The sequence below is a fragment of the Flavobacterium sp. 22659 genome (genome assembly GCF_052044235.1).
GTDB classification, from domain to species: Bacteria; Bacteroidota; Bacteroidia; order Flavobacteriales; family Flavobacteriaceae; genus Flavobacterium; species Flavobacterium johnsoniae.
The window spans coordinates 99341-124926 of record NZ_JBQEMU010000012.1 but is presented as its reverse complement, the minus strand read 5'-3'; the positions used below and the strand labels follow the sequence as shown (position 1 = coordinate 124926).

The 25586-nt window shown below is 34.4% G+C and carries 20 protein-coding genes; 5 read left to right on the top strand and 15 right to left on the bottom strand.

The window, feature by feature from the left end; genetic code table 11:
- Positions 1-7 precede the first annotated feature (7 nt).
- Positions 8-1342 (top strand): DUF3108 domain-containing protein, encoded by a 1335-nt coding sequence (locus ACTJIW_RS13690; protein ID WP_440716769.1) that lies wholly within the window; start codon positions 8-10, stop codon positions 1340-1342.
- A 148-nt stretch (positions 1343-1490) separates the two neighbouring features.
- Here ACTJIW_RS13690 and ACTJIW_RS13685 read toward each other — a convergent pair whose 3' ends face one another.
- Complete coding sequence (locus tag ACTJIW_RS13685; protein ID WP_440718456.1) at positions 1491-2141, bottom strand: hypothetical protein; 651 nt, start codon at positions 2139-2141, stop codon at positions 1491-1493.
- An 86-nt stretch (positions 2142-2227) separates the two neighbouring features.
- Here ACTJIW_RS13685 and ACTJIW_RS13680 point away from each other — a divergent pair, with 86 nt between their 5' ends.
- Positions 2228-2926: a DUF1826 domain-containing protein gene (locus ACTJIW_RS13680; RefSeq protein ID WP_440716767.1), complete on the top strand. Its 699-nt coding sequence runs from the start codon at positions 2228-2230 to the stop codon at positions 2924-2926.
- 62 nt (positions 2927-2988) lie between these two features.
- Positions 2989-3513 carry a GNAT family N-acetyltransferase gene (locus ACTJIW_RS13675; RefSeq protein WP_440716766.1) on the top strand — a complete coding sequence of 175 codons (525 nt, stop codon included), beginning with the start codon at positions 2989-2991 and terminating at the stop codon, positions 3511-3513.
- 57 nt (positions 3514-3570) lie between these two features.
- On the opposite strand, the gene ACTJIW_RS13670 is transcribed toward ACTJIW_RS13675, so the two are convergent.
- The gene (locus tag ACTJIW_RS13670; protein WP_440716765.1) at positions 3571-3945 is read right to left on the bottom strand and encodes a VOC family protein; all 375 of its coding nucleotides are present in this window, start codon (positions 3943-3945) and stop codon (positions 3571-3573) included.
- Between the two features lie 515 nt (positions 3946-4460).
- On the opposite strand from ACTJIW_RS13670, the gene ACTJIW_RS13665 reads away from it, so the two are divergent.
- On the top strand, positions 4461-5780 hold the full coding sequence (locus ACTJIW_RS13665) for a hypothetical protein (protein WP_121361399.1): 1320 nt from the start codon (positions 4461-4463) through the stop codon (positions 5778-5780).
- Between the two features lie 192 nt (positions 5781-5972).
- Here ACTJIW_RS13665 and ACTJIW_RS13660 read toward each other — a convergent pair whose 3' ends face one another.
- From ACTJIW_RS13660 to ACTJIW_RS13610, 11 genes are all read right to left on the bottom strand, one after another.
- Complete coding sequence (locus ACTJIW_RS13660; protein ID WP_121361398.1) at positions 5973-7196, bottom strand: hypothetical protein; 1224 nt, start codon at positions 7194-7196, stop codon at positions 5973-5975.
- A gap of 22 nt (positions 7197-7218) precedes the next feature.
- Complete coding sequence (locus ACTJIW_RS13655; RefSeq protein WP_440716763.1) at positions 7219-9585, bottom strand: TonB-dependent receptor domain-containing protein; 2367 nt, start codon at positions 9583-9585, stop codon at positions 7219-7221.
- 107 nt (positions 9586-9692) lie between these two features.
- A complete protein-coding gene (locus ACTJIW_RS13650) occupies positions 9693-10784 on the bottom strand; it encodes a heparan-alpha-glucosaminide N-acetyltransferase domain-containing protein (RefSeq protein ID WP_440716762.1) in 1092 nt (363 codons plus the stop codon).
- Positions 10785-10837: 53 nt separating this feature from the next.
- Entirely contained in the window at positions 10838-12253 is a 1416-nt protein-coding gene (locus ACTJIW_RS13645; RefSeq protein ID WP_440716761.1) for an AMP-binding protein, read from the bottom strand.
- A 16-nt stretch (positions 12254-12269) separates the two neighbouring features.
- Positions 12270-12512 (bottom strand): acyl carrier protein, encoded by a 243-nt coding sequence (locus ACTJIW_RS13640; protein WP_012025162.1) that lies wholly within the window; start codon positions 12510-12512, stop codon positions 12270-12272.
- A 229-nt stretch (positions 12513-12741) separates the two neighbouring features.
- Positions 12742-14148 carry an MATE family efflux transporter gene (locus ACTJIW_RS13635; RefSeq protein WP_440716760.1) on the bottom strand — a complete coding sequence of 469 codons (1407 nt, stop codon included), beginning with the start codon at positions 14146-14148 and terminating at the stop codon, positions 12742-12744.
- Positions 14145-15992 carry an IucA/IucC family protein gene (locus ACTJIW_RS13630; RefSeq protein WP_440716759.1) on the bottom strand — a complete coding sequence of 616 codons (1848 nt, stop codon included), beginning with the start codon at positions 15990-15992 and terminating at the stop codon, positions 14145-14147. Before ACTJIW_RS13630 ends, ACTJIW_RS13635 begins: the two co-directional genes overlap by 4 nt.
- A gap of 11 nt (positions 15993-16003) precedes the next feature.
- Positions 16004-17326, bottom strand: a complete 1323-nt coding sequence (locus ACTJIW_RS13625; protein ID WP_440716758.1) for a lysine N(6)-hydroxylase/L-ornithine N(5)-oxygenase family protein — start codon at positions 17324-17326, stop codon at positions 16004-16006.
- A gap of 1 nt (position 17327) precedes the next feature.
- Positions 17328-19784, bottom strand: a complete 2457-nt coding sequence (locus tag ACTJIW_RS13620) for a GNAT family N-acetyltransferase (RefSeq protein ID WP_440716757.1) — start codon at positions 19782-19784, stop codon at positions 17328-17330.
- Positions 19765-21282 carry a pyridoxal phosphate-dependent decarboxylase family protein gene (locus ACTJIW_RS13615; RefSeq protein ID WP_440716756.1) on the bottom strand — a complete coding sequence of 506 codons (1518 nt, stop codon included), beginning with the start codon at positions 21280-21282 and terminating at the stop codon, positions 19765-19767. The genes ACTJIW_RS13620 and ACTJIW_RS13615 overlap by 20 nt, the downstream gene beginning before the upstream one ends.
- Before the next feature lie 23 nt (positions 21283-21305).
- Positions 21306-21938, bottom strand: a complete 633-nt coding sequence (locus ACTJIW_RS13610; protein WP_440716755.1) for a nitroreductase family protein — start codon at positions 21936-21938, stop codon at positions 21306-21308.
- A 272-nt stretch (positions 21939-22210) separates the two neighbouring features.
- Here ACTJIW_RS13610 and ACTJIW_RS13605 point away from each other — a divergent pair, with 272 nt between their 5' ends.
- Positions 22211-23323 (top strand): taurine catabolism dioxygenase TauD, encoded by a 1113-nt coding sequence (locus tag ACTJIW_RS13605; protein ID WP_440716754.1) that lies wholly within the window; start codon positions 22211-22213, stop codon positions 23321-23323.
- Positions 23324-23435: 112 nt separating this feature from the next.
- On the opposite strand, the gene ACTJIW_RS13600 is transcribed toward ACTJIW_RS13605, so the two are convergent.
- Positions 23436-24740, bottom strand: a complete 1305-nt coding sequence (locus tag ACTJIW_RS13600) for an ATP-binding protein (protein WP_440716753.1) — start codon at positions 24738-24740, stop codon at positions 23436-23438.
- A gap of 4 nt (positions 24741-24744) precedes the next feature.
- Positions 24745-25563, bottom strand: coding sequence for a peptidoglycan-binding protein (locus ACTJIW_RS13595; RefSeq protein WP_440716752.1), 819 nt, complete (start codon positions 25561-25563; stop codon positions 24745-24747).
- Positions 25564-25586: the final 23 nt, after the last annotated feature.

Genomic DNA, 25586 nt, shown 5'->3' with positions numbered 1-25586 from the left:
TTCCAAAATGATAAAAACCAATTTGTTTCCCAATTATAGTATTAGAAATATGAAATTATATGCACTCGTTCTCACACTGATTCTGCTGCCATTTACTGCATTCAGCCAAAAAGAAATAGCTCCCGGCAATAAGGATATTAATACCAAGTATATTAAACCAGAAAAGTCACTCTATACCGTATATTATGTTAAAGGTACAGAATGGAAAAATATGGGCGCATTGACTTATGATATTGTTGCTGCTAATAACCAATTGACTTTAGACAATACTTTTACTCCAAAAGACAATGGAAAACCTACTACGCGTATAAGTACTGCAGATGCTCAAACGCTTAAAGCCATCAGCTATACTGACGAAACGAAGAACGCAAAACTAAATCTTAACTTTGGTGAAACTATTACAGGTAATTTCTATTCGAAGAAAACCAAAAAAGATAAAAAACTAAAACTGAATCCTAAGGTAGAATATTTTGACTTTAACTGGACTGATCACTTAATTGGAACATTACCGCTAGATGTAGGATATAAAGCTCGTTTTCCACAGTTTTATTATAATGATGAGTCAAATGTACTTGTTGAATATTATACCATTAAAGAGGTAAAAAGTTATGTTTACAATTCTCCAAGAACCGGTAAACATGAAACATGGATTGTATCCGTTTTAGAAGAAAGCACTGGTGCTTTTTACAATTATATCATTGACAAAAAAGACCGTCGCCTGTGGCAGCGCGAAATGTCTATGGCTAACGGAATGTGGGAAATTACAGTTAACGAAGAGCTAGACTATCAGCCTATTAAAAACAAATTTAATAAAGAAGATGCTGCACGTCAGATTAGCAGTGGTAATAGTGTAATTATTGGTACAGCCTATGCACGATCAGACTCAGGTAAGAGATTGGGCGGTTTAGTTAATACTGCCAAAAAACAGTATGCTCCAAGAGGTACAGAGATTACACTTTTTCCAAGTTCTGCTTATTATGAAGAGTGGCTGGAAGTGAATAAAAAAATCCGTAAACAGAAAAAAATGCCTGAAGTTCCTTTAAACAGCGATTTTGGATACTCTATTAAAAAAGCGAAAGTTTATGACGATGAAGGACATTTTGAGTTTGCTGATCTTATGCCGGGTACTTACGTTGTTATGGTAAGCTTCGATTTTTCTAATTCTTATAATTATTCATATGTATCTGGTTATACAAATTATTATAATTATTTTGGCTATCAAGGTTCTACAACAAATTACGGAACAGCAAGACAATCTTATACTGATAAGGCCAATATTGAAAAGCGTGTAACGATTGATAAAGACGGAGAAAAAAAGGAAGTGAATTTAAAAGAAATATAATAAAAAGCGAAGCCGTGTCATTATAAAATTTGACACGACTTTCCTTTTATCGATAAATTTTTTTATATCAAAATGATTAAAAAAGTAGAATAAGTATTTCAATTTCTGCTTTACAATTTTACAAACATGATATGTGCAGTTCTTTAATTTAGTCTTCCTGCTCAAACTTTGACATATACATATACCAGTTCCATTCCCAGGATTTTCCATTGTCTGCAGAAAATGCCTGACTCCATACCGGATTATTTTTGTCTCTTGCATCCCAGCGAAAAATTACCAGAATATCTTTTCCATTAAAGATGTCTTTAGTAACAAAATGACCTACATTATTTTCAAAAGAACCTAATACCGGAGGATCTAATTTTCCTTCATTAGAATCTGCCCAATAAATGCTCCATAATCTGCTTTTCGGATTAAATAATCTTACCGTCATTCCTTCAAATGGCTGTCCGTCAAAAGAGGCAAGAAAATTATCGATATTGCCAATTCCATTTAGAACTTTGTACATTTCCTGTGTCGATTCAAATTCTGTCCATTCTGTACAATTAAACAATCTGGAATTGAGTTTTTTATTACGGAGTTTCCATTTTCCTTCAAAAAAATCAAAATCATTTTTAGATGAAGTGGGAGAGGCGGTAATTATTAATTCTCCATCTGCATCAAAATTGATTTTTGGGATTTCTAAATTTTCAGTCTGCGTCATTTTAGTTCTTTGATTATTAGTTAATTGTTTTAAAAGTAATAATTTATGATGAATCGTTACTAATTGCAGTATTGAAATATGCAATGAAGGCAGCATAAGAATAACACCAAAAATTAAGCTGTTAAGAATGCGTCAGCTGATTATGATTCTATATTTTTGCACATAAATTAACTGATTTCACTATGAGTAATACATTTTCTTCCAGCAGTCAAATAGGAATCGTTTCTACTTTCTCTGAACTTGTACATACAGATTTCAAGGGAGAAATAAATGCATTATGCTGGTACAGAAATTTGGATGGCGATTTTAATGAGATTGTAACCAAACTGCGTTTAAAAGAAAATATTACAGAAGTTTTTCCAAAAGATTTACTTGCGCTCCAGCTATCAGAAAAAGGCAGTACAGCTCGAGAAATAATCTTAAATGATTTGCAGTTATTAACTGATTTTGGAGCTTCGCCTTCTCTTAATTTATTGAAATGTTATGAGCGTGATGATGAATTTGATTTTATCTCTACTGATGTATATTCATTTCATGTTGATCGTTCGCCTGTTGCAACAGATACTTTTTTATGCACCTATCACGGAGCAGCAAGTGATATTGTTTCTAATTCTCAGGCAGAGCAGAAAATTTTAATTCCAGAAATCAGAGCAAAGCTAAAAGAACTTCATGATGGACCAGAAGAAGAATTTGAAGAGTTTTTAAAAGAGAATTATTTTGATTTGCATTATCAGGTAAATACCGATGCAGAACCTATTAATTTAGGATTGATGCATCTGTGGCGTCTGGCTGTAGATCATCCAAAACAAAAAGTACTGCCTTGTATCCATAGGGCGCCAGTTGAAAATGATGGAGAATATCGATTGTTGTTGATTTGTTAAAGAGAATTGTTGGAAATACTCAGTATTAAAGAATTTAATTTTAGGAATTAAAATTATACATTATGACTTTTAATTTACAACCCATTTTAGAAAATGATCTTTGTGTTCTATATCCTTTAGAGGAAAAAGATTTTGATGCTCTATACGAAGCGGCTTCAGATCCGAAAATTTGGGAACAGCACCCTAATAAAGACCGATGGAAAAAAGAGGTTTTTGAAAAGTTTTTTGAAGGTGCCATAAAAAGCCGGGGCGCTTTTAAAATTATAGACAAACAAACCGAAAAAGTTATTGGAAGCACACGATTTTATGATTACAGCGAGGCTGACGATAGTATTTTTATTGGATATACTTTTTATGCTGTATCCTGCTGGGGAAAAGGCTTTAATCAAAGTGTAAAAAATACAATGCTGGATTATGTTTTTGATTATGTTTCAAAAGTAAAATTTCACATTGGCTCAGAAAATATTAGATCACAAATAGCAATTTCAAGATTGAATGCCGAGAAGATTGATGAAGAAGTAGTAGCTTACTTTGGCGAAAGTCCGAAATTGAATTTTGTATATCAGATTGAAAAAAAACGAACCTAAGAAACAAAAGACTTTAAAGTTTTTAAAATTTGTTTATGTTTTATTTTGAAGGTTGGTTTACAAGGGATAGCCAATTTCCCAAATATGCCCAAACGGATCTTTTAGCTTTCCAATTCTCCAGTCTTCTTCAGTTGCTATGGGGCAAATTACTGTTGCACCAAATTTTACTGCATTTTCAAATATCTTATCTGCATTTTTAGTTTCCAGAATTATCCTAATGAGCGTATTATGTGTCTGATTTATAATTTGACTCCCATCACATGCTTCTTCATCGCTAAGATAAAATTCAGCATCCTCAATTTGTATTACTGAAGATATTTTGTTGTTTTCCAGTTCAAATCTTTGTGATTCGACAGCTCCAAAAGCTTCAATGTAAAATTCAACCGCTTTTATTCCGTTATTCACTGTAAGGAAAGGCTTGATGTTTGCCATTATTTCTATTATTTAATTAGAGTAAATGATTCTTTATAGATGATGATGAGATAAAATTAAATAATTGTAATTTAGTAATTTAAATCAAAAATCATTCATTTAAGTTTAAAAAAAAAAAAGAATCTGTCCTTTCTCGGGCAGATTCTTTTTTTCAATGAATTATCTGTGTTTAAATTTTATAATTGAAAACACCATTTATATTCTAAAAAAACAAAATTAGGGAAGAATGCTTATCTTAATTTTCCAACAAAGATTAAACTACCGCCCAGAGCTTCAGAAATTGCTTCAAATTCTGCAGCTCCTTTTTGTTTTAAAAGTCTGTATTTAAAATTATTACTGTCAGTTGGAATATTTCCATAATACTCAACACCATCTAACTAAGAAAACTAATCTAAGGCAATATTTTTTAAAATAATTTTCTTAATAAAAAAATAATAAAACACATTGTTTTTATTTGGAATTAATAAAAACAATGTATTTCTTTGTAAGAATATTAATCATTAATTAAATTAGTTATGAAAAAAATTACTTTAGGTATTTTATTTTTTTTAAGCATGGTCTCATTTGGGCAATCTGTTTCGGTCATTGTAACAGAATTAAAAGTTTTAAATGTAAATGCCACAACAATAAACTTTGGCACAAATGTTCAATCTGTTAATGTATCTATAACAGCAAGTGTTACTACATCCTATAATCCAGACCCTGCTGCTCAAGGAAAAATTGCGGTTTATTATAAACGAAATGGAAACGCATCACCTATAATTCCTACAAATGGATTTGATGGAAGTTTTCAAATGATAAATGGTACAACTCAATCTAAAACTTTTAAAATTACTTTATATAGATCTGATTTTGATAATACTGGAGGTCAGGTGTATGTTCAATATGATACTCCAGGGAATAGTTTGTTAAATTATAAAAGCAGTAGTATAATTGTTACTAAGCTTTCAGATCCAATTGGTAACAATGTTATTTCAGGAAATCAAACAATTAATGAGGGGCAATCTGCAAGTACAATAAGCGGCTCTATTCCTTCTGGAGGTGACGGAACTTTTATTTACACATGGCAAAAAAAAGTTGGAAATGGTTCATGGACTACTATTTCAGGTACTAATAGCATTAATTATTCACCAGGGATACTTACTTCAACAACATCATACAGAAGAATTGTTTCATCAGCAGCAGGTACAATTACCAGTACCAGTAATGAAGAAACTGTTACAGTAATTTCTGCTCCAGCTATAGAAAATAATTTAATTACTCTAAATGGTAATACTATTTCGGGTAGTTTGCCAACAGGAGGAAATGGTGCCTACGTGTATTCTTGGGCAGTGTATATTGATGAAATACCAGCGCCTGATGGATTTATTATAGAAGGGAGTGGACAAAATTTAGAAATTCCTTCTTGGCTGCACAATGAATATTGGGAAGCAGAAAATATTAAGTGGCCAATGTATATTTACAGACGAGTTACATCTGGAAATAAAACTTCAGAGAGTAACTGGGTAGAGATTCCACTTTTAAATAGTAATAGAATATCTCTTAATGAAACAAACTTACAAAATGAATTACTTGTAGATGAAATTATGACTGTATATCCAAACCCAACATCAGAATTCGTTAATTTTACAAGTAATTTTTCTACAGACAAAGAAATTGATATTGTAGTTTACTCAGATAAATTGCAAAATGAAAAATCAGTATTTAGAGGAGTTGTAGAGCCTAATCAAGTTGTCAACTGGAATATTCCCGCAGGTTATCAAAAAGGGCTTTATTACTATAAGATTCTTTCAGGAAATAAAAAAGTTAAATCAGGTAAAATAATAATTCGATGATTGTAAATTAATAAGAAGTTTGTTTTTCGAAATATATTTTATTTAAGTTATTAATTGATTCAGATTAATTAAAAAACGGGTTAAAATAATTATCATGATTATTTTAACCCGTTTTAAACTATAAGTAAATTAACTAAGATAGCATTTTGTTAGAAGAAAAATTTATTTCAAAAATAATGTTGTTAAATTATATTATCTTAATCTTCCAACAAATATCAAACTACCGCTAGCCTCTGAAATTGCTTCAAATTCTGCAGCTCCTTTTTGCTTCAAAAGTCTATATTTGAAATTATTATTATCAGTAGGAATGTTTCCATAATATTCAACACCATCAATTGTTCCTACTGTATATACTGTTCCGTATTGTTCAAATGATGTAAATGGCACTATTTCTCCAGTTTTTAAATCTACAAGTGCATATTTGGTTGGAACTTTATACCAATCAGCAGGTTTTGCAGGTGGAGTAAAAGTATTATCAAAGTATTGAGCAAGTGCTTTGTTATCATGAACATATGAAACCACATTTACTGAATGCGCATTTAGAACTGCTTTTAAATCTACAAAAAAATTAGGATCAAATGTTCCATTAGAATTTACCTTTAACATTCCTCCTGGTGTCGGATTACCAGTTACGGTACTATAATCCAATGAAAGGGCTGTAGCACGTGAAGGTCTATAGTATAAACTACCATCATTCCCTTTAGCAAAAGTATCATACCCCATTGACATACGAGAATCATTAACATAAGTAACTACTTTTGATGCTATATCAAAAACTGCAATTTGAGCATATTGCGGAAACTTATTAAAATCAGTAGGAGTTGCTGCTACTGGTAAAATGATTTTTTTAGCTGAAGTAACGTAACTCATATAAGTTGATGTTTTTACACCAGCATCGTTACTTAAAGGTAATGGAGTAACTGATATAGTTTCAGTTATTGTCATACTTGTTGGGTTGAACCTGATAATTTTTCCATCATTTAAGGCGAAAAAATAAGCTTCCGTTTCAGATACAAAAGCTGGAGGTCCAAAGGTCCCGCTAACTCCTGTTCCTGCTAAACTTAAAGCATCGGCGTTCGAAATTTTCATTTCATTGCTTACATTGTATTTGGTTAAGGTTGAAGCCGCGCCGTTCCATACGTAAGGATGTTCGCCATACGAATATATTGTAGCACCCGGACCAATCTCTGTCATTGTTTTATAATCAAGATTTGAAGGGAATTTGTCATATGCTCCTAAATAAAAAATAGTTTCTCCACTAGGACTTTTTACACGAACTGATGCAATAACTGCAGGATTATTACCCTGACCTTCGTCATCTGTCTTGTTATCATCTGAGCTGCACGATGTTAATGCAAATAAAGAACACATTATGGCTAATGCAGCATTTTTTATAAAAAATCGATTTGTTTTCATACTGATTGGTTATATAATTAAATTAAAATTGGGTTACTAATTTTATATTGAATGATCTTCCCGGTTTTTGTACTCCAAAAAAGTCATAATTTTTTTCATTGCTTAAGTTTTGTATTTCTGCGGTTAAGGCATATTTAACTCCGTTAAAGCTGTTATGATACGTTGATCCAAAATCAAAAGTCTTCTGGCTCGGGATTACAAACGGATTTACAGAAGCACTTTCCCAGCTTCTGAAAAATTCATATACATATCTTGCATCAAGGAAAAAGGATAATTTATCAGACTTGCCAATTAGGTTATGAAAAGAATAAGCTGCGCCTCCGTTAGCAAAAAAATAAGGCTGATTTGGTACTCTGTCTCCTTTATAAGCGGCAAATATTCCTTCGTTTGAGTCATTATAAAAATGCTGGTACGTACTGTTTGCGTGAAATGAAAGTCTGTCGTTTTTAGAAGTCCAGCTTCCGGCCACTTCAATTCCTTTAGAAGTAGATGCAAATACATTCTGATAGATATTATTACGATCCAGACTTGGAACTAATAAGATTTGATTGTCTATTTTTCTTAAAAAAAGATTCGTCTGAACCAGCCAGGTACTTTTTTCATAATTTTCTTTTGACTTGAAGAAAAGTTCAAAATTAATGTTGTGACTGCGTTCCGGTTTTAAGTTTAGATTACCTTGTATAAATTGACCGTCTCCAAACAATTCATCTGTCTGCGGCAGGCGGGTAGCATATTCGTACGTTAATCTCGCTGCAAATTGTTCATTGAATTTAAAACGGAATCCATCCCCAAAACCAAAATAGTTTACGCTTCGGTCTTCTTTTATTACTGAATTATTAGAAGGTATTTTTTCCTCAGAATTGATTTTCTGCCAATAATTTTTAACAAAGAAAAGATTTTCTAATTTTTCATTAAAGGGATTTATTTTAAAATCGGCACCATTAACCCATGTAAACAAATCTCTTACCGCAGCGGCAGGATCATAGCCGTCAATAAGTCTGTCATCTCCGGTTTGTTTGGAGTAGGTAGGTGCTGAAGTAAAACTCACTGCATACTGCTCATTGATTTTCCATGAAGCTTTCAGGCGTGAAAAAACATCATTATTCCAAGTGTAAGTATCACTTGGACCTGTAGATTCTGAAATTTCTCCTTTGATATTTCCTGCCGAACCTTCGATACGTTCACCGTACCAATTGTAAACATAATCAGATACATCTTTAAACTGGCGTTCTCTGTAATTGTATCCCGAAATAAAGTCTAAATTAAAATTTTCACTAAAGTCATTGCGATAGGTTAGGACAGTTCCAGCCGATTTTCGGTACGTCATAACTTCTCCGTAAGGAACGCCAACCATTAATTGATTGTGCTGAATTTCTTTTGTGTAATCAGTATAAAATCCTTCTATACTTAATTCTTTTGCCCAGATTCTGTCTTTTACACCAGTTACCAGCTGCAATCCGTAGCCTTTGTAGGCATCATGAAATCTAGGAACCGTTACTTTTTTGATCTTGCCGGCATCATCCGGAACATCAACATCTACTTTATAATTGTTTTTGGAAGCGTCGTAAAATCCGTTTCCTTTTATAAAAAATCCAGTCTTTTTATTGTAGTCACTAAGTATCAATGAAGTTCTGTAAGTTCCAAATGATCCTGCCTGAGCTGAGAATGAACCGCTGAAACCAGATTTTATTTTTGGCGTAATTAAATTGACAGCACCTCCAAGCGCGTCTGCTCCAAATTCGATAGGAACGACACCTTTGTAAACCTCAACACGATCTACTAAATTAACCGGAACTGTTGAAATCCCGAAAGTATAACCGTGATATTCCAAAGGAATTCCCTCCAGGAAAAATCGGATTTGATTTCCTGTGAGTCCATTCATCGAAAAATTGGTTCTTGAGCCTAAACCTCCGGTACGCCTAACATTAATACCCTGTGTCTGGGCAAGCACTTCGCCTAAATCTGCCGTTTTAAATTTAGCTTCCTTCATTTCTATTACAGAAACGGCTTCTGCTGTTTCTTCTTTTTTTCTTTTTTCAGACACACCTTTTACCACTACGTCATTTAATTTCTCTGCTTCTTTTGATGTATGCGCTTTTTCTAAAGTTATGGCAACTGTAGTATTTAGAGAATTTTCTAAAGCAATAGTCTGTTTCTTCGAAACATATCCATCTAAACTTATTTCAATAGTATAACTGCCTTTTGCCAGATTCTCTATCTGATAAAACCCGTCTGCATTTGTTGCAGCATTTATTTGTGTTCCTAAAAGCTGAATGTTAACGCCGCTTAACGGGTTTCCGTGTTCGTCATTTACTTTACCAGAGATTCTGTTTTGTGCGATTAAAAATGTCGACGAAAATAAAAAGAGCAATACTATTTTGAGATTCATGAAATATACTTAGAATTGTTAACTATCCTTATTTAGAATAAATAAAAATTCAAAAGTATGAAATTATCTATTAATAATATCCTAATCGCAGAAAAATATCCTGATTTTTAGTTTAAAGCTTCTACAGGCTTTGATTTCTGGCTCTTTTTTTTCAATAAATCCAAAAGTATCTGAACAGAAAAAGTTAAGGCGATATACATTACTATAAGTGCCAGTACCGTTGTTATTCCATTTTCTCTAAAACCAAAGATGCCTTTGCCCCAGGAAATTAATATCCATTGTGTCATATACATAGAAGTGAGGTTCTTGCTGCAGTATTTTAAAAGTCTAACAAACTTATTTTCTCTAATATTTACTGATATTTTATAAATAATCCATAAAAAGATTAATGTCCATCCTGCGAAATAAAGTACACCGCCCGGACCCATATGGTAAAAACCATTGTAATTGTAATCTCCATAAATAAAAACTAGAGGAGCGCCTGATAAAGTAAACAAAATACCGATATACAGCATACTCTTAAACAATTGCGGTCTGTTATAATCAAGTTCCTGATACCATTTGCCAAAAAACATTCCTATGATAATAAAAGACATCCATGGAAAAACAGGAAAATAAACGTATGCCGGAAAATCATTACTGAAAAGAAGATCTAATACATAATTAATTACGGGATAATTTAAATTGATGCCGCTGACTTCTCTGGAAACTAATGCGATTGATAGACCTATGGCTAAGATTCCGTATTTATTGGTAACATATTTTCGAATAAAACCAATGAACAGCAAAGACATTCCTGCTAATTGCAGTATGTCGCCCAATAACATTAAATACAAATACTGCTGTTCAATTGGTCCGTGCCATCCGTATCGTTGTATAAAATTATCTGGTGCAAAACCAAAAATTACCGGAAAAATGAATTTTAAGAAATTCATAAAAAGAGCCGCCGCTAAAAGCAGTCCGCCGCGTTTTAGAGAACTAGTAAGGCTTTGATGACGAGAAGTCATAAATGTTATTCCCATACAGATTAGAAAAATAGAAGTTCCTCTGCCCAGAAAAACAATAAAACTGCCAATAATGGTTTCCGACTGAGATTTGACATCTGCAAATGTCAGCAGGGTATGTATAATTATCATTCCTATAACACTCATTCCTTTTATTAAATCCAGTGCCGGAATTCTTTTGCTTTGCTGTTCCATGGTTTTGTTTTTTTATTTTAGGTTTTAGCCTAATTGTTAGTTACATATTTAAATTACCCGACAACTGTTTTTGCAGCTGTAGCTACATTTTCGTTTTCGTTGATGTATTTGTTTATAGCAGGATAATCGACTTTGCCGTTAACAGTAAGCGGCACTTGATCGAAATAATAGTTTTTTATTGAGCTGGCATGCAATCCTAGTTTTTCTTTAATTACCTGTGTTATGGTTTCGCGGAGTAAAGAAGCATCCTGATGTATAACGCCAAGATATTTGTCCTGAACACTTATACAGATAAAAGTCTGGCCTCCCAGTTGATTTTTAAGCAAAACCTCAACTTCATCAAGATTTAAACGAACTCCAAATAGTTTCATAATACGTTTAATACGTCCTTTAATATGATAGTAGCCCAATTCATCTTTTTCTGCCAGATCGCCGGTATAAAGTTTATCTGTCTGGTCATAATGCTGAAGATCGAAAATGTTATTGGCATAACCTCCGGAAACATTAGGACCGTAATAAATAAGTTCTCCTGTGTTTTCATCAATTTCAAATTTTCCATTTTTGACGGGAAATCCTATTGATGTTCCTTTAGTCTGAAAATCTTTTGGCGGTAAATAAGCCATTCTGCCGCTGGCTTCAGTTTGTCCGTATTGTGCAAAAAACTGTTTATCGTAAATATGAGTATAATTTGAAATCACGTTTGTCAGTTCTTGGTTCAGCATTCCTCCCGTATGGGTGAAATAACGTACAGAAGGCGTATCTTTTTTAAAGAAACCAAAACGATGCAGCAGCTCATAAAAATAAGGAACGCCGCTTAAGGTCGAGTAGCCATATTCAGTAAGATCTGACCAGAATTCTTTTTGAAGCACATCTCTTTCCGTGCAGACAATTGTTTTCGCTTTTATGCAGTTTGTAGTAAAAATCGAAAAGCCATACACAAAATTAATAGGTACATTTAACGGAACAACATCGTGTTCCGTTATTGGCATGTACTCCATGATAGATAAAGCATTCTGTACCAGATTGTCATCTGAAATTTTTACAAATTTTGGAGACCCTGTGGTTCCCGATGTACTCATTAAAAGTTTAACATCGCCATGGATAGGGTAGAGACGAATTTCTTTTCGTTTAAAAACTGAAATGTCTTTCGATGCCTGTTTTGAATCGTAATCTTCAACAATCGTTCTAGACGCATCGAAGATATAAGCTGGTTTGTATTCGTTCTCCAGGTTTTGTTTAAATTCAGGATGCAGCCCTGCATTAAGCAGAGCCACTGTGTACTTTTTTTGATAGAAATTTAAAAACGCTTCGATTGCAGGCAGCTGATTGTCATTGTAAATGAAAACCACTGCACGAAGATCTTCAATATCCAAAGATTCGTGTATATCGTTAAACGTTTTGACATCCTTGGTGTTTGCATCTATAAAATTTAATTTTTTATTTTTTTTAATTAAATCATAAAGTCCCATACTTTTTTCTTTTGAATTATTGGATTTCTACGCCGTTTTTCTTCAATATTGCTTTTATTTTATCAATGTTTCCCATTTCGAGAATATCTTCCATAGAAATTGAAACATTATAAAAACGCTCCAATTCTTCAACTAAAAGTAAATGACTCATAGAATCCCATTCGACAATACCCTGATATTCTAAATCTGGTGTAATTGATTCTACAGGTATTTCAAATGCGGTTGCAAAAACTTGATGTAATTCTTGTGTTGTACTCATAATGATGTTATTTTAATTTGTTTATGTTATTTGTTTTTAATGTGTTGGGTTTAATTATTTTAAACACATAGAAACATAGATTTTTGTTTTATAAAAAAGATAATTGAAAGAAACCAGTTTCTCAAACATAGTCCCGATAGCTATCGGGATGATTTAAGTAAAAGTGAAACGCCTTTTCTCAAGTCAAAAAAACTATGTCTCTATGTGTTAAAAATTTAACTATTTAATTTTAAACTTTAGTTAATTTCCATTTACCACTTCTAAATATGGTAATACAGCCAAAAGCCAATACCAGTTCTGAAATTAAAATAGCTGCAAAAATGCCTTTTGGGCCAAAACCCAATGCTACTCCAAAGACATAAGAAAGCGGTATTTGTATCACGTAAAACATGAGAATGTAAAGCAGGGTGACAATCATAACTTTTCCGGCGGCATTAAGCGCTCTTGAAATAACCATTGTATATCCTAATAATACATAGGCGATGGAAATAATGTGAATGTAGGTTGTGCTGTTATCGATCACTTCGGGCACATCAGAAAAGATTCTGACAACAGGATCTGCCATAAAAATCCATCCAATTGCTACTGTAATCAAAAAGCACATGTTAATCATGCCTGCTCTCCAGACCGATTTTTCGGCTCTTTCGGGTTGTTGGGCTCCTAAATTTTGTCCAGTTAAAATTCCCGCTGCATTTCCTATTCCCCAAGCCGGCGTAGTAACTATTGAAGCAACACGCTGTGCTATTATATAGCCTGCAAGAGCATTGCCTCCAAAATGAGAAACGATTTTGATCATAAACAGCCAGCTCGATGCAGGAATCAGATACTGGAGCATACCTCCAAAAGTAAGTCTGATTACTTTTTTAAAAGTTTCATGATGAAGCGCCAGCTGCTCTTTTCCAATTTGAATAATGGTTGTTCCTTTAACCAAATGAAATGCCTGATAACAAACTCCTATAAAACGTGCCACAGCGGTAGCGATACCAACGCCTAATAGTCCAAATGCGGGTACTGGTCCCCATCCAAAAATAAGGAGAGGACACAAGAGAATATTTAATGCATTCGAAAGCCATAGCGTTCGCATTGCCATAGAGGCAGAACCGGCACCGCGAAGAATACCGTTTAACGCAATACGGATTATAATAAAACCACAGCTCGCAAACATTACTTTTGCATACAAACTGCCTTGTTCTATAACTGCAGGAGAAAGTCCTACGAGCCCAAGTATTTCATTACTCCATATAAAACATATGATACTTATTAAAATACCGCAGATAATGCTTATGTTTATTACCTGCCCGGCTGTAATGTTTGCATCCTTAAAATTCTGCTCGCCAACGCGCCTTGCAATTAAAGTTGAAGCCGCAATGCTCAGACCAATTGAAACGGAATACGAAAAGCTGATAACAGATTCTGTAGAACCCACAATAGAAACAGCTGCTGCGCCAAGTTTGCTTACAAAAAACAAACTGGCACAAACAAAAACAGATTCCATTACAAGTTCTAAAACCATAGGAACGGCAAGCAATACAATTGCCCGATTAATACTGCCTGAAGTGAATTTTTTCTCTCGGCCTAATACCGCAGTAAAAAACAAATCAGTATAAGATTGAAGCCTTAAAACTACTACTTTCATGATTGGTGCTGTATTGTTTCGCCAATCTCTGTAAACTCGTTCATTTCATACTGTCTGATTACATAAAGCGGATTAGGCAGTTTGCTTCCTTTTTTCGGCACGGCAAAACCAGTTTGTTCAGCATATCCGTTATTAAGAAGTTTCAAGCTGTTAATGTAAAATCGCTTAAACTCCGGTTCAAAAAGATTGTACTTTTCAAAGCGGTCTGTTAAATGCGGATTATCCTGTTTGTATTCTTCGATTGATCCTATAACGGTTTTCCAAAAAAGATGTTCGTCATAATCCATATGCGTATGCAGAATATCAGACAGATATCTAAAAAAGGCATCAAAAACACCGATCAAAATAAACAAAGGCGTATTCTCTTTATTAGAAGATTGAATAAGACCGTCTTTAAGTTCATCTGGTAATTTTGCTTTGGCTTCTTCTGTTAAAACAATATCATCAACAAAATCTTTTATAATAATACGCTGCGGTACTCCATTTTTCATGACCAGAATAATATTCTCGCCATGCGGTGTTACACATAAAGAATGCTGATAATAAATATGGAGCAAAGGTTTTAAGTAGGCTTCCAGATATTGTTCCAGCCAGTTTTGAGTACTAAGTCCGGAAACGTTTATAAGTTCCTGCAGAAAAGGCACGTCATTGTCATCGATATATAATAAAGACGCCATTGTCATTAGGTTTTCTTCAGGTTTGCGATATTTCTCGGCACTTTCTCTCCATAATGCGCCCAGCATTTCGCGATAATGATACGGACTGTCGGTTATGGAATTGTACTGCGGATGACGATACGAAACTGTAGCTACTTCGCCTAAAAGCACAACTTCTTTTTCCTCAAAATAAGGATCTTTATCGAGCATTTCTTTTACCCACTTTGTAACTCTTGGCGCAATATCCATTTGTTTTGGAGAGAGTCCGCGGATGTTTCCTGTACTCAAAATAGAGATTGCCGTTTTTACATAATGTTTAGAAGGATGACTTAGATTGAAGAAGGTTCGAATACTTTGCTGAGGCGAATATACATCGTCACTTTTACCCAAAATCACTAAATATTGGTTCGCGAAATCTTGATGAAACTGCAGTAAAATTTTATTGTTTAACTGCCAGGGATGCACGGGAATAAAAACGTAATCTTCAACCACAAGTCCCATATTGCGGAGCTTTTCCTGAAATTTGTTATAAACTTCAACACCCAATTCATCAGAATAAAAATCATTAAAATTGATCGTTTCCAAAGAATTAAATGAAGCTCTTTTTTTATGAGAGGCCAGCCAGTATAAATCCGTATTTTTATTGGCTTCGGGAGCATAACGGTGATATTCGCTGTTGTTAAAACCTACACGTCCTTTATTCGCAATAACCCACGGATGACCTTCCATTTGATGCTCAATTGTCTGATAATCGGCTTGTGTAAGTTCGGCAGAACTCAATTTTTCTCTGGTATATAAATGTGCATCAGCATATAATGTATTGAGAAGTTCTTCTGTATATTTTGCCAATGTAAAGGAATCAATGCCAAAGGTTTTTTGCAATTCCATAAAAAAACAAAGAACATCTTTAGCAGGCGAGGCTGTTCCGTTTTCCCATCTTTGGATACTTTCTTTTTCAATATGCCAATATTCTAAAAGTCTTGGATAAGCTGAAAAAGTATAATAAACATCTGCAAGATCGGTTGTCAATTTAAAATGTGTAAGATCACCTTTACTGCCCGTAATTTCAGGTTTGGCAACATCTTCATGCATTAATTCGGCTAAACTCTTAGCCAGCAGATTAAGATTTACCTTTTCCCAAACCTGAGCGGTAAAAACTTCTAAGTGTGGTATTGTTTCTATATTCATTTTAAATGCTATTAAATACTAATTTCAACTGCCTTTTCTGCCGCAATGCCCGAAAGGTCAAAATCCTGAAAAGCAATTCTCTTTTCGAGTTTATATACTTCACGTTTTGCTACTTCATTAATGATATAGGAATTGCGGTAAGCGCCCATACCTAAATCAGATGAAATGTAGCTGTGCGTATGAATTTCTGCGTTTTGTACAAAAATTTCGCTGCCGTTGGTATCTATGGAGTAATTTCTTTTTACATCATAACTGCCTGTCGAAGTCCTGCTGATTCTATGCTGTATATCTTTAAGAAATTGAGGTTCCTGATAATGATATCCTGTACCTAAAATTACATAGTCAGCTTGGTCTGTAAACTTTTTGTGCTGTTCAACCTGTTCCAGATGCAGTTCGTAGTTATTGTGAATTCCAGCCGTTATATCATCCAATTGAATATTAGGTCTGATCTTTACACCAATATCATCGTTGTCTACACTAAGCGCATACATATAATCATAAATCTCATTCAGCAAATCAAAGTTGACTCCTTTAAATTGTGATTTCTGACGATCCAGCATGACTTTGCGATCTGAAGCCGACATTTGATGAAAATAGTCGATATAATCCGGCGATGTATGTTCTAAAATAAGCTTGGAATATTCCATAGCAAAAAAGCGATCAGGACGGGAATACCAATTTAGTTTTAAGTTTTTAGGTCTGTTTTGAAGCAGATCAAAGAAAACTTCGGCAGCACTTTGTCCGGAACCAATAACAGTAACGGTATCCTGCTCTAATATTTCTTCTTTTCTAAAAAGATAGCTTGACGTATGACAGACTTTTTCCATTTCATTTAAATCAACAAAATCAGGAAGTATAGGCACAGTTCCAGTTCCCAATACTAATTTTTCGGCATAGTATATTTTGGTCTGATCCTGATCTTTATGAAAAACATGCAGCTCATAAAGCCCGTCTTTATAATAAATTTCTCTTACGCTCGATGAAAAACGGCAGTTTTGCAGCTGTTTAATTACCCATTGACAGTATAAATTATACTCTTTGCGCAGGACGAAAAAGTTTTCACGGATGAAAAATTTATACAAACGATCTGTCTTTTTAAGGAAATTTAAAAAACTGAATTTACTTGTAGGATCTGCCATAGAAACACAGTCACATAAAAATGGAGTTTGAAGTGTTACATGGTCAAAAAGCAGACCCGGATGCCAATTGAATTGCTCTCTTTGGTCAAAAAAAAGTGATGAAACGTCATCAACCGGTTCTAACAAAGCGGCTAAACCCAAATTAAAAGGTCCAATGCCAATGCCTATTAATGAATATACTTTACGATCTTCCATATTATTGGTTTATAAGATTATGTTCTGCTTCTGAGTTTATGATAATGTCTTTATTCTGCGGAAATTTTTCCCAATACCATTCTCGATAGCAGAAATTAAGATTTGAGGTTTTATGCGGCATTTCGATAACCTTATCGATTTTAAAGCCATGAAAAGCTTTGTTCATCATCGAAGCTCTGGAATCAACAGAACCTTCACCAACCATTCTGCCTACTTCAGATTGTGCAAAGACATAATCAATCATGCATTGTGTTGATGGTGAGACAAATTTTTGCTTAGGATCTGTCGGCGCAATAAATTGATGCGTTCCATAATCAGTAGGGAGAACATCATAATAATCGCCCAGTACATCACGGGTCGGCCAGTAAACTTCAATATTAAAAGTCGGTTCGCCGTTGGCCATTCCTATGTAGCTGTACAAACCGTCACTCGGAAGAAGGGTTCTGTAATACGTTTCAAGTTCACGCAGAGGCCAGTCCATTTTCCAGTTCGCTTTGGCATGATCGCGATGAAACCATTCATGCAGCATTTCGAGATCATTTTCTAAATCAAGAGGACGTAAACTAATCGTTACATCTTCTTTAGGAAAATAGCGGTTGTAGACCAATTCTTTTCCTTTTGGATTTATCAATTGTTCTGAAAAAAAGCGTTTGTGTAAAATATTAGGGAAGTTGATACGTGTAACGCCAGCCGGATTACCGCCGCAGTCAATATCATTAAGTGCCGTAAGTAAATTGCCTTTTACTTTCCAATGTCTGCTTTCGAGAATAAACGTAACAAGACCGCTTTCGTCTTCTTTTTGTAAAGCCTCTAAAGTATCGTATAAAATAGTTAAGAGATTTTTTTCATCTGCAAGCTGGCTGGTGCCAAATGTATTTACAACTGCGAGTATATTGCCAACCCAGAAATAATGAAGCAATAAATTATACAAACGATCGTCTGGAATAAACATTTTTCCATTTTCAGATAAACCTGGTACAATTTCATTTAACTGCTCTTCAAAAGATTTTCGGAACAAGAAACTTTGATTATCACGGAAAAATAGTTTTTCAGGCATGAACGACGCATCCAATTGTACAAGTGTGTTTTGCTGATGCCATTCGCAGAACATTCCCTGTTCATTGAACATTTTTACTACACCGCCCACAATAATGTCGATGTATTTTTTGAACCAAAGTTCACTGGTTTTTTCCAGAGATAATCCGGTTTGCTGAGAAGCTTTTTGAATCACATTCTGCATTCTCGAAGGTTCTCCCAATATACTGTCCTGGCATAATGAAGCCAATAAACAGACATTCTTTTCTTTTTCGTTTATATTGATTTTAAACGGATTGTATCGCACACTGGTAGAAAAACTATCCAGTACATTTCCGTTATACGATACAGATATAAAGCCCGGATCGCAGATCAATTCGATATCTGGATAGGATTTCTTTACATTATCTCCCCAGGCTGTCTGCATTAGACGGGATACCTCATAACCTCTGTAAAGTTCATGATAATGATTGATGCGTTCTGCTCCGGTAATTTTTACATGGAGAGAAAATTTATACATATAATCGCTTTCATTATTATATACCGTTCTTACTGATGAGGTTGCTGTAAATTCTTTTCCAAATTCGCCTAAATCGATAAGCAGATTTTCTTTTACAAGTGTATCAAATGTAGTTTGTGATTTAAAATAAGACGCTTCCCACGGATGAACGGGAAGTACTTTCCAGTCTGGATATTTTTCCAGTAAATCGTGTACTTTTTTATCTCCATTACTTCCTTCAATTACTGCAGCTTTTGCAAAATCAGAAGGCAGAATATTGTCTACGGATTTTTCGGCAACGAGATTTGGATGCACTAAAAAATAATACAGATGAAACTGTCCGCCGGTTTCTGGTGCATATTTTAAAACTTCTGCTTCCGTAAAACCTTCACGTCCTTTTGTAAGCGGATGAAGTAAATGTCCTGCCGGGAATAATTGTTCGGCCTCTATAAAGGTCATTTCAGTTTTATTAAATTCCTGTCCTGAAGTTTGAAAATGCTCTAAAAACTGTGCTATTTTTTCTGTACTGAGCTTCATCCTTTTTTTGACATTTTTAGAATCTGCCAGCGGATACTGTTGTCTTACATGATTTGTAATTAATTCTAAAAGACGTTCTGAATCTATTTCTTTGATGGTTTCAGTAGTAAGATCGCGTTCCATTACCGGAAAATGATACAAATGTCTGAAGGTTTCAGATCTGTAACGTATTGGTGCATATACTTCAACATTATCAACAGGAAAATCCAGTTTTAAATGAAGTTCATGATTGTACTTAGACATATATGATTTTAGTACAGGATCGTATTTAGGAACCCCTTCATAAAAACTGCTGTTGCCTAGTTCGCGAACGCAGCAGTTAAGTAAAATGGTAAACGTAATATCGACTGCTTCTTGAGCAATCTCTTTAGGAGAAGATGTAGTCATTTCCGTGTTTTTTTATAATTGAAAGGATATTATTGATGTGTGCGATTGTCGTTAATGGGTTCAAAATGGTAAACTTGAGATAAAAAATGCCGTTTACTTTTGTGCTTGCCACTAAGACTTCGCCATTAAAAAACATTTTCTTTTTGATGTGTAAATTCATTTTACAAGTATCTCCAGGCCAGCCGTCTAGTTTGTATCTAAAAACCAAAACACTTAAATCAGAATCTGTTAAGAGTTCAAAGTCTTTGTCGTTTTCCAGTATTTCAGCTGTTTGTTTGGTCGTTTCAATAATGGTATCGGTGTATTGACCCAGTTTAGTTCTGCCCATATAACGCAGTGTACACCATAGTTTTAAAGCATCAAAACGACGAGTGCTTTGTACCAGAGATTTGTTAATTTGTGCCGGAAGTTCATCGTAATCCTGTTCTTTAGGATTTAAATAATCGGCATGATGTTTTATGATATGAAGATGCTGTTTGTTTCTCACCATAAAAGCACTGCTGCAAATAGGCTGAAAGAAAGATTTATGATAATCAATTGTAACAGAATCAGCTTGTTCAATGCCGTTTAACAGATGTTTGTATGTATCTGTCAGCAATAAGCCGCAGCCGTAAGCCGCGTCAACATGCATCCATAATTCATGTTCTTTTGCCAAAACTGAAATTTCAGATAATGGATCGATATTACCGAAATCGGTTGTTCCGGCTGTAGCCACAATAGCAATAGGAATGTTGCCTTTTTCTTTTTCTTCAAGAATGGCCTGCTTTAATTTTTCAGCATCCATTCTGTAACGGCTGTCTGTTACAACCTGAACAATAGACTGCTCGCCAAGGCCTAGAATAGAAGCATTTTTTTGATTGCTGAAATGAGATTTCTCTGAAACAAAAATTCTGAATTTACTTGAATCCGGCGGACATCCATTTAATTTGATATTCCAGTTGAGGTATTTTAAAGCAAAATAATCTCTGGCCAAAAGCAGTCCCATAAGGTTACTTTGTGATCCGCCGCCTGTAAAAATACCATCACAATCTGCATTATATCCAATTTGTTCGCCAGTCCAGGCAATCAATTTTCTTTCTATAAATGTTCCGCCTGCGCTTTGGTCATAGGTATCCTGAGATGAATTAATAGCACTTATCAGTACATCTGCAGCTAAAGCAGGAATTACAACAGGGCAGTTTAAGTGTGCTATATATTCTGGTAAATGGTAAGCAGTGGCATGATTTACATAAATTTCATCGATCTCGTCCCAAAGGGTTTCATAATCCTGAACAGGTTTGTCTAAGTTTACAGCTTCTACTTTATTTCGTATTTCATCAGGTTTAATACCGCTGAACGGGATTTTAGTATTTTCAAGAAAACCTGCTACACGTTTTTGAACTAATTCTATGGCATTGGCATATTCTGTTCCGGAATTTTCATGAAAAATATCCTGATAAAAATCGTCAGCGGCGCTTTTAACAAAGACATCCGGGGCATTGTCTAATAGGTTTTGCATAATGATAAGTTTTAGAATTGAGGTTATTTAAAATAAGTTACTTTGTTAGAAATCGGGGTTCGTTTTTTTCTGGATGGCTCAAGATCTTCTGGATAATAACCGACATAAATTAAACCGAGAGACTGTTCATTTTTGGCCAGATCAAATTGCTTTACGTAATCAACTGCACCTGCAGATGTACTCCAGTAGCTCCCAATATCATGAGCAGTGCAGGAGAGGGCAATGTTTTGAACGGCAGATGAAACGGCGGCAACTTCTTCCCATTCGGGCAGGTTAATTTTAGTATTGCGAACCATTACAACGCCAATAACACAAGCTGAATTAAGCGGATATTCTTTTAGCAGATTGTACTTTTCCTGAGCTTCATCAGCAGAAAACTTTTCAAAATAAAAATCCCTGTAATAATCTGCCAGAAAAGATCCCAGCTGCTCTAAATAACTATCCTTAAAAACAATAAACCTCCATGGTTCAGTCATTTTATGGGTAGGCGCATAGGTCGCATTTATTAAAATTTCATTTAATAATTCATCGGGTATGTTCTGCTTTATAAACTCATCCGCATAAACACTTCGCCGTGTGCGGATGATTTTTGAAATATTTTGTCTATATGTAAAATCCGACGCCTTGATTTTACTAGGTTTAGTGCTAATATTCATATTTTTTTAATAAATTTTTTAAGAAAATTCTTTTTTAAATTATAAAAATAAATACATTTGTAAGTAGATTTTATTTAGAATGAATAAAAACAGTAGGAGCAAATGTAGAGATTAATCTTTATAAAAAAAATAAAACAGAAAAAAATTATACGAAATTCTCTACATTACCAAAATGTTATGGAATGATGTTTTATTTGTATATAGATTGATTTTTAACGGTTTGTGTTTATTATTTGTCCCAATTTTTGTCAACTATTAAATAAACTAAAAAAATGAAATCACAATCATTAATTGAAGATGAGATACCAGTAAAAGAAAACTATGCTTATCAAATTCCTACAAGCCCGCTGATAGTGGAGGTTACGCCTCAGGAAAGAAACATTTTGTCTAATGTGGGCGCTCTGCTGGAAAAGGCATTTAAGAGCTATGAAAACCCAGATTATATAGAAGCGCTTCATCTGTATTCTTTTCAGCTTCTTCCAGAAAGAATAGCCAGAATTTTAAGCCGTTTTGGAACAGATTTTTCAGCTGACCAGTATGGGGCTATTATTTTTAGAGGTCTTCTTGAAGTAGATCAGGATCATCTGGGACCAACTCCCGCGAATTGGCAGAGCGCTGATTACTCAAAACTCAATAAATACGGTTTTATTTGTTCCTTGCTGCATGGTGCAGTTCCTTCAAAACCGGTGCAATATTATGCACAGAGAAAGGGCGGGGGAATTCTTCATGCTGTTATTCCAGATGAGAAAATGGCAGCTACACAAACAGGTTCGGGATCAAAAACAAATTTGTATGTTCATACAGAAGATGCTTTTCTTTTACATCAGGCTGATTTTTTAAGTTTTCTATATCTGCGAAATGAAGAAAGAGTTCCTTCTACACTTTACTCAGTAAGGTCGCATGGTAAGGTGAATAAGATAATGGAAAAGCTTTTTGATCCAATTTATCAATGTCCTAAAGATGCTAATTATCAGGAAGAAATTAATGATGGTCCGCTGGCTTCTGTTTTATATGGAAATAAAAAGCTGCCTTTTATTAGATTTGATGCGGCAGAGCAGATATTTAATGAAAATGCCGGACAGACTCCCGAAGCTCTTTACAATTTAACTGAATTTTGGAATGAGGCTAAAGAGTTGATTAATAGTGATTATATCCCAGATTCAGGTGATGTTATATTTGTGAATAATCATTTGTGTGCTCACGGAAGAAGTGCTTTTACAGCAGGGCAGAAAGAGGAGAATGGTAAGCTTGTGCCATGTGAGAGACGACAAATGTTAAGAATGATGAGCAAAACCAGTCTAATTCATATAAGATCAATGACACATACTGATGATCCGTATTTTGTTATGGAAGAACATTTAGGAAAAGTTTTTAATCAGGCTTAACGGCTGTACTCAATTAATAAAAAAGAGATATCAAATATAGTTTGATATCTCTTTTTATATTAGTAAAAATGAATTTAAAGTGTTTGTATTCAGTATTTTGTAATTTAATAATTTACATCATTTTTCCTTCTTTGGCATATTCTTTTTTAATTCCCTGAAGTAAATGATTAAGGTTGATGCTTTCATTTTTATCTTCTAAAGTTCTCAGGCAGGCATATTGAATTATGTTGACAATATTAGCGCCGGTAATATCGTATTTTTTTGAAAGTTCATTAAGATTTACATCTTCAGCAATCTTAATTCCCTTAGGCAGATTATTTTGCCAAAGCTGTAAACGCTCGCCATAAGAAGGTACTTCAAACTCAATTATAGATTGAAATCTTCGGGTAAAAGCAGCATCAATATTTGTTTTGAAATTAGAGGCTAAGATCACTAATCCAGGATGATTTTCTATGCGCTGCAATAAATATGAAACTTCCTGATTGGCATATTTATCGTGGGCATCCCTGACATTGGTTCTTTTTCCAAAAATAGCATCGGCTTCATCAAAAAACAGAATCCAGTCTTTATCTGACGCTTTATCAAAAAGGGAAGACAGATTTTTTTCGGTTTCGCCAATATATTTTGAAATTATCATCGACAAATCAATTCTGTAAACGTCTCTTTTTGTGTATTTTCCTAATAGAGAAGCCGTAAGCGTTTTTCCTGTCCCCGGTGCGCCGTAAAACATGACTCTGAAACCGGGTTTTATTTTGCTTTTCATGTTCCAATCGTTAAATAGGATTTCGTTGAATTTAAGCCAGGTTTCGATTTCTTTAATTTGGTTTAAAGTGTTGGAATTGAGTACTAAATCGTTCCAGTCTAATTGAGTTTCGATTAATTGTGCTGGGAAAACACTGCTTAGCTGTGGTTTCAGAATTTTTCCGGTTATAAATTTTTCGATGTATTCGTCCTCTAAAATCAGCAGTCCGCTTAGCTTAGGTTCACCATTAGGAACAGAATCTATTTTGATGATTCCTTTTTGATAAAGAAAAGACTGATTGTGTAAATAATTATAGAATAAAATTCGGTTATCGAGATCATTTCCGGCAATTAAAAACTGAGCCGTTTCGCCTGTTGGTAAAATGCCTCGGTGATTTTTTGTTTTTATGCCGCCAAATTCGGGTAATTCACCGCCGTTAGGTAAATATTCGGCAATAATCGAACTCAAAAAATCTGGCTTCACGTGAGGAACAAGAGCGAGTCCCAAAATCAGAATATCAATTTCGGTTAGATTATTTTCGATAATAAATTCGTCAATAAAACCATTTGAATCGATTTGATTTAAAACAGGTTTTTCCATTGGATTTTCGACCAGAAAAAGAGTATCAAGCTGAAATACGAATTGGTTTTTGATATAGGTAAATACATTTTCCATTTTTCTATACTAATGATTCGATTGAAAAAAAATCAAGTTTTGATTGTTTATAATTTCTGATTTTGTTCATGACAGCATTTCCATTATTAGAACCGCCGGCATTGGTGTTGCCTTCAATAGTCTCTATGGCATCAGCATGAACAGCAGTTACAATTCCGGTGTGAATCCAGTCGTTTGGTGTTTTTTGAAGAAGAAATATATCTCCTGGTTTTATCAAAGTCGAATTGGTTCTGGCAGTTTGATAACGGGTCAGTATCTTTTTTTGTAGACCAGTTGTACCCACAGTATCACAGCTGTAAGTTAACGGCATTAGAGTTTTAAAGTTTTTTCCCTGAATAGATGCCGCCTGATCGATAATGGCCTGAACAAAACCCATACACCAAAACCATTCTGTTCCTTCATTTCCATCCATATAGCTTCGAACCCATGGTCCCGTATTACTTTGGTTATTTATGACAAGCTCAAAGGGATGATTTTTAAGATGATTTTGTGCTGTATTTAGAATTAATTCCCTCAGATTGTTTCCGGATATCGGACTTTCAAAAGCTTTTTTGAGAGGCGACACGAGTTTATCAAACAGATTTTGATCTACATTTCCGGTTTGAGGCAGACCATTTGCTTTTTGAAAATTCAATACTGCTTTTTCTGTTGCGGGACCAAAATCGCCATCAATATCGGTTGCAGTTCCGGAGTTTGGATTCTGCATAGCAAATAAATTAAGCCAGGACTGAATTTTTTCAACGTCTTTCTTGTTATTATTAACTCCTTTTTTTTGTTGTACCGCTTTAATAAGCAGTTCTTTTTGGTAGAATGTTTTTTGCATGACTTTATGTTTTAATTATTATC

What these genes read in the sequence shown, in the direction of transcription:
- ACTJIW_RS13690 (WP_440716769.1), top strand. Translation starts at nt 8, where the DNA reads ATGATAAAAACCAATTTGTTTCCCAATTATAGTATTAGAAATATGAAA.
- ACTJIW_RS13685 (WP_440718456.1), bottom strand. Translation starts at nt 2,141, where the DNA reads ATGCTGCCTTCATTGCATATTTCAATACTGCAATTAGTAACGATTCAT.
- ACTJIW_RS13680 (WP_440716767.1), top strand. Translation starts at nt 2,228, where the DNA reads ATGAGTAATACATTTTCTTCCAGCAGTCAAATAGGAATCGTTTCTACT.
- ACTJIW_RS13675 (WP_440716766.1), top strand. Translation starts at nt 2,989, where the DNA reads ATGACTTTTAATTTACAACCCATTTTAGAAAATGATCTTTGTGTTCTA.
- ACTJIW_RS13670 (WP_440716765.1), bottom strand. Translation starts at nt 3,945, where the DNA reads ATGGCAAACATCAAGCCTTTCCTTACAGTGAATAACGGAATAAAAGCG.
- ACTJIW_RS13665 (WP_121361399.1), top strand. Translation starts at nt 4,461, where the DNA reads ATGAAAAAAATTACTTTAGGTATTTTATTTTTTTTAAGCATGGTCTCA.
- ACTJIW_RS13660 (WP_121361398.1), bottom strand. Translation starts at nt 7,196, where the DNA reads ATGAAAACAAATCGATTTTTTATAAAAAATGCTGCATTAGCCATAATG.
- ACTJIW_RS13655 (WP_440716763.1), bottom strand. Translation starts at nt 9,585, where the DNA reads ATGAATCTCAAAATAGTATTGCTCTTTTTATTTTCGTCGACATTTTTA.
- ACTJIW_RS13650 (WP_440716762.1), bottom strand. Translation starts at nt 10,784, where the DNA reads ATGGAACAGCAAAGCAAAAGAATTCCGGCACTGGATTTAATAAAAGGA.
- ACTJIW_RS13645 (WP_440716761.1), bottom strand. Translation starts at nt 12,253, where the DNA reads ATGGGACTTTATGATTTAATTAAAAAAAATAAAAAATTAAATTTTATA.
- ACTJIW_RS13640 (WP_012025162.1), bottom strand. Translation starts at nt 12,512, where the DNA reads ATGAGTACAACACAAGAATTACATCAAGTTTTTGCAACCGCATTTGAA.
- ACTJIW_RS13635 (WP_440716760.1), bottom strand. Translation starts at nt 14,148, where the DNA reads ATGAAAGTAGTAGTTTTAAGGCTTCAATCTTATACTGATTTGTTTTTT.
- ACTJIW_RS13630 (WP_440716759.1), bottom strand. Translation starts at nt 15,992, where the DNA reads ATGAATATAGAAACAATACCACACTTAGAAGTTTTTACCGCTCAGGTT.
- ACTJIW_RS13625 (WP_440716758.1), bottom strand. Translation starts at nt 17,326, where the DNA reads ATGGAAGATCGTAAAGTATATTCATTAATAGGCATTGGCATTGGACCT.
- ACTJIW_RS13620 (WP_440716757.1), bottom strand. Translation starts at nt 19,784, where the DNA reads ATGACTACATCTTCTCCTAAAGAGATTGCTCAAGAAGCAGTCGATATT.
- ACTJIW_RS13615 (WP_440716756.1), bottom strand. Translation starts at nt 21,282, where the DNA reads ATGCAAAACCTATTAGACAATGCCCCGGATGTCTTTGTTAAAAGCGCC.
- ACTJIW_RS13610 (WP_440716755.1), bottom strand. Translation starts at nt 21,938, where the DNA reads ATGAATATTAGCACTAAACCTAGTAAAATCAAGGCGTCGGATTTTACA.
- ACTJIW_RS13605 (WP_440716754.1), top strand. Translation starts at nt 22,211, where the DNA reads ATGAAATCACAATCATTAATTGAAGATGAGATACCAGTAAAAGAAAAC.
- ACTJIW_RS13600 (WP_440716753.1), bottom strand. Translation starts at nt 24,740, where the DNA reads ATGGAAAATGTATTTACCTATATCAAAAACCAATTCGTATTTCAGCTT.
- ACTJIW_RS13595 (WP_440716752.1), bottom strand. Translation starts at nt 25,563, where the DNA reads ATGCAAAAAACATTCTACCAAAAAGAACTGCTTATTAAAGCGGTACAA.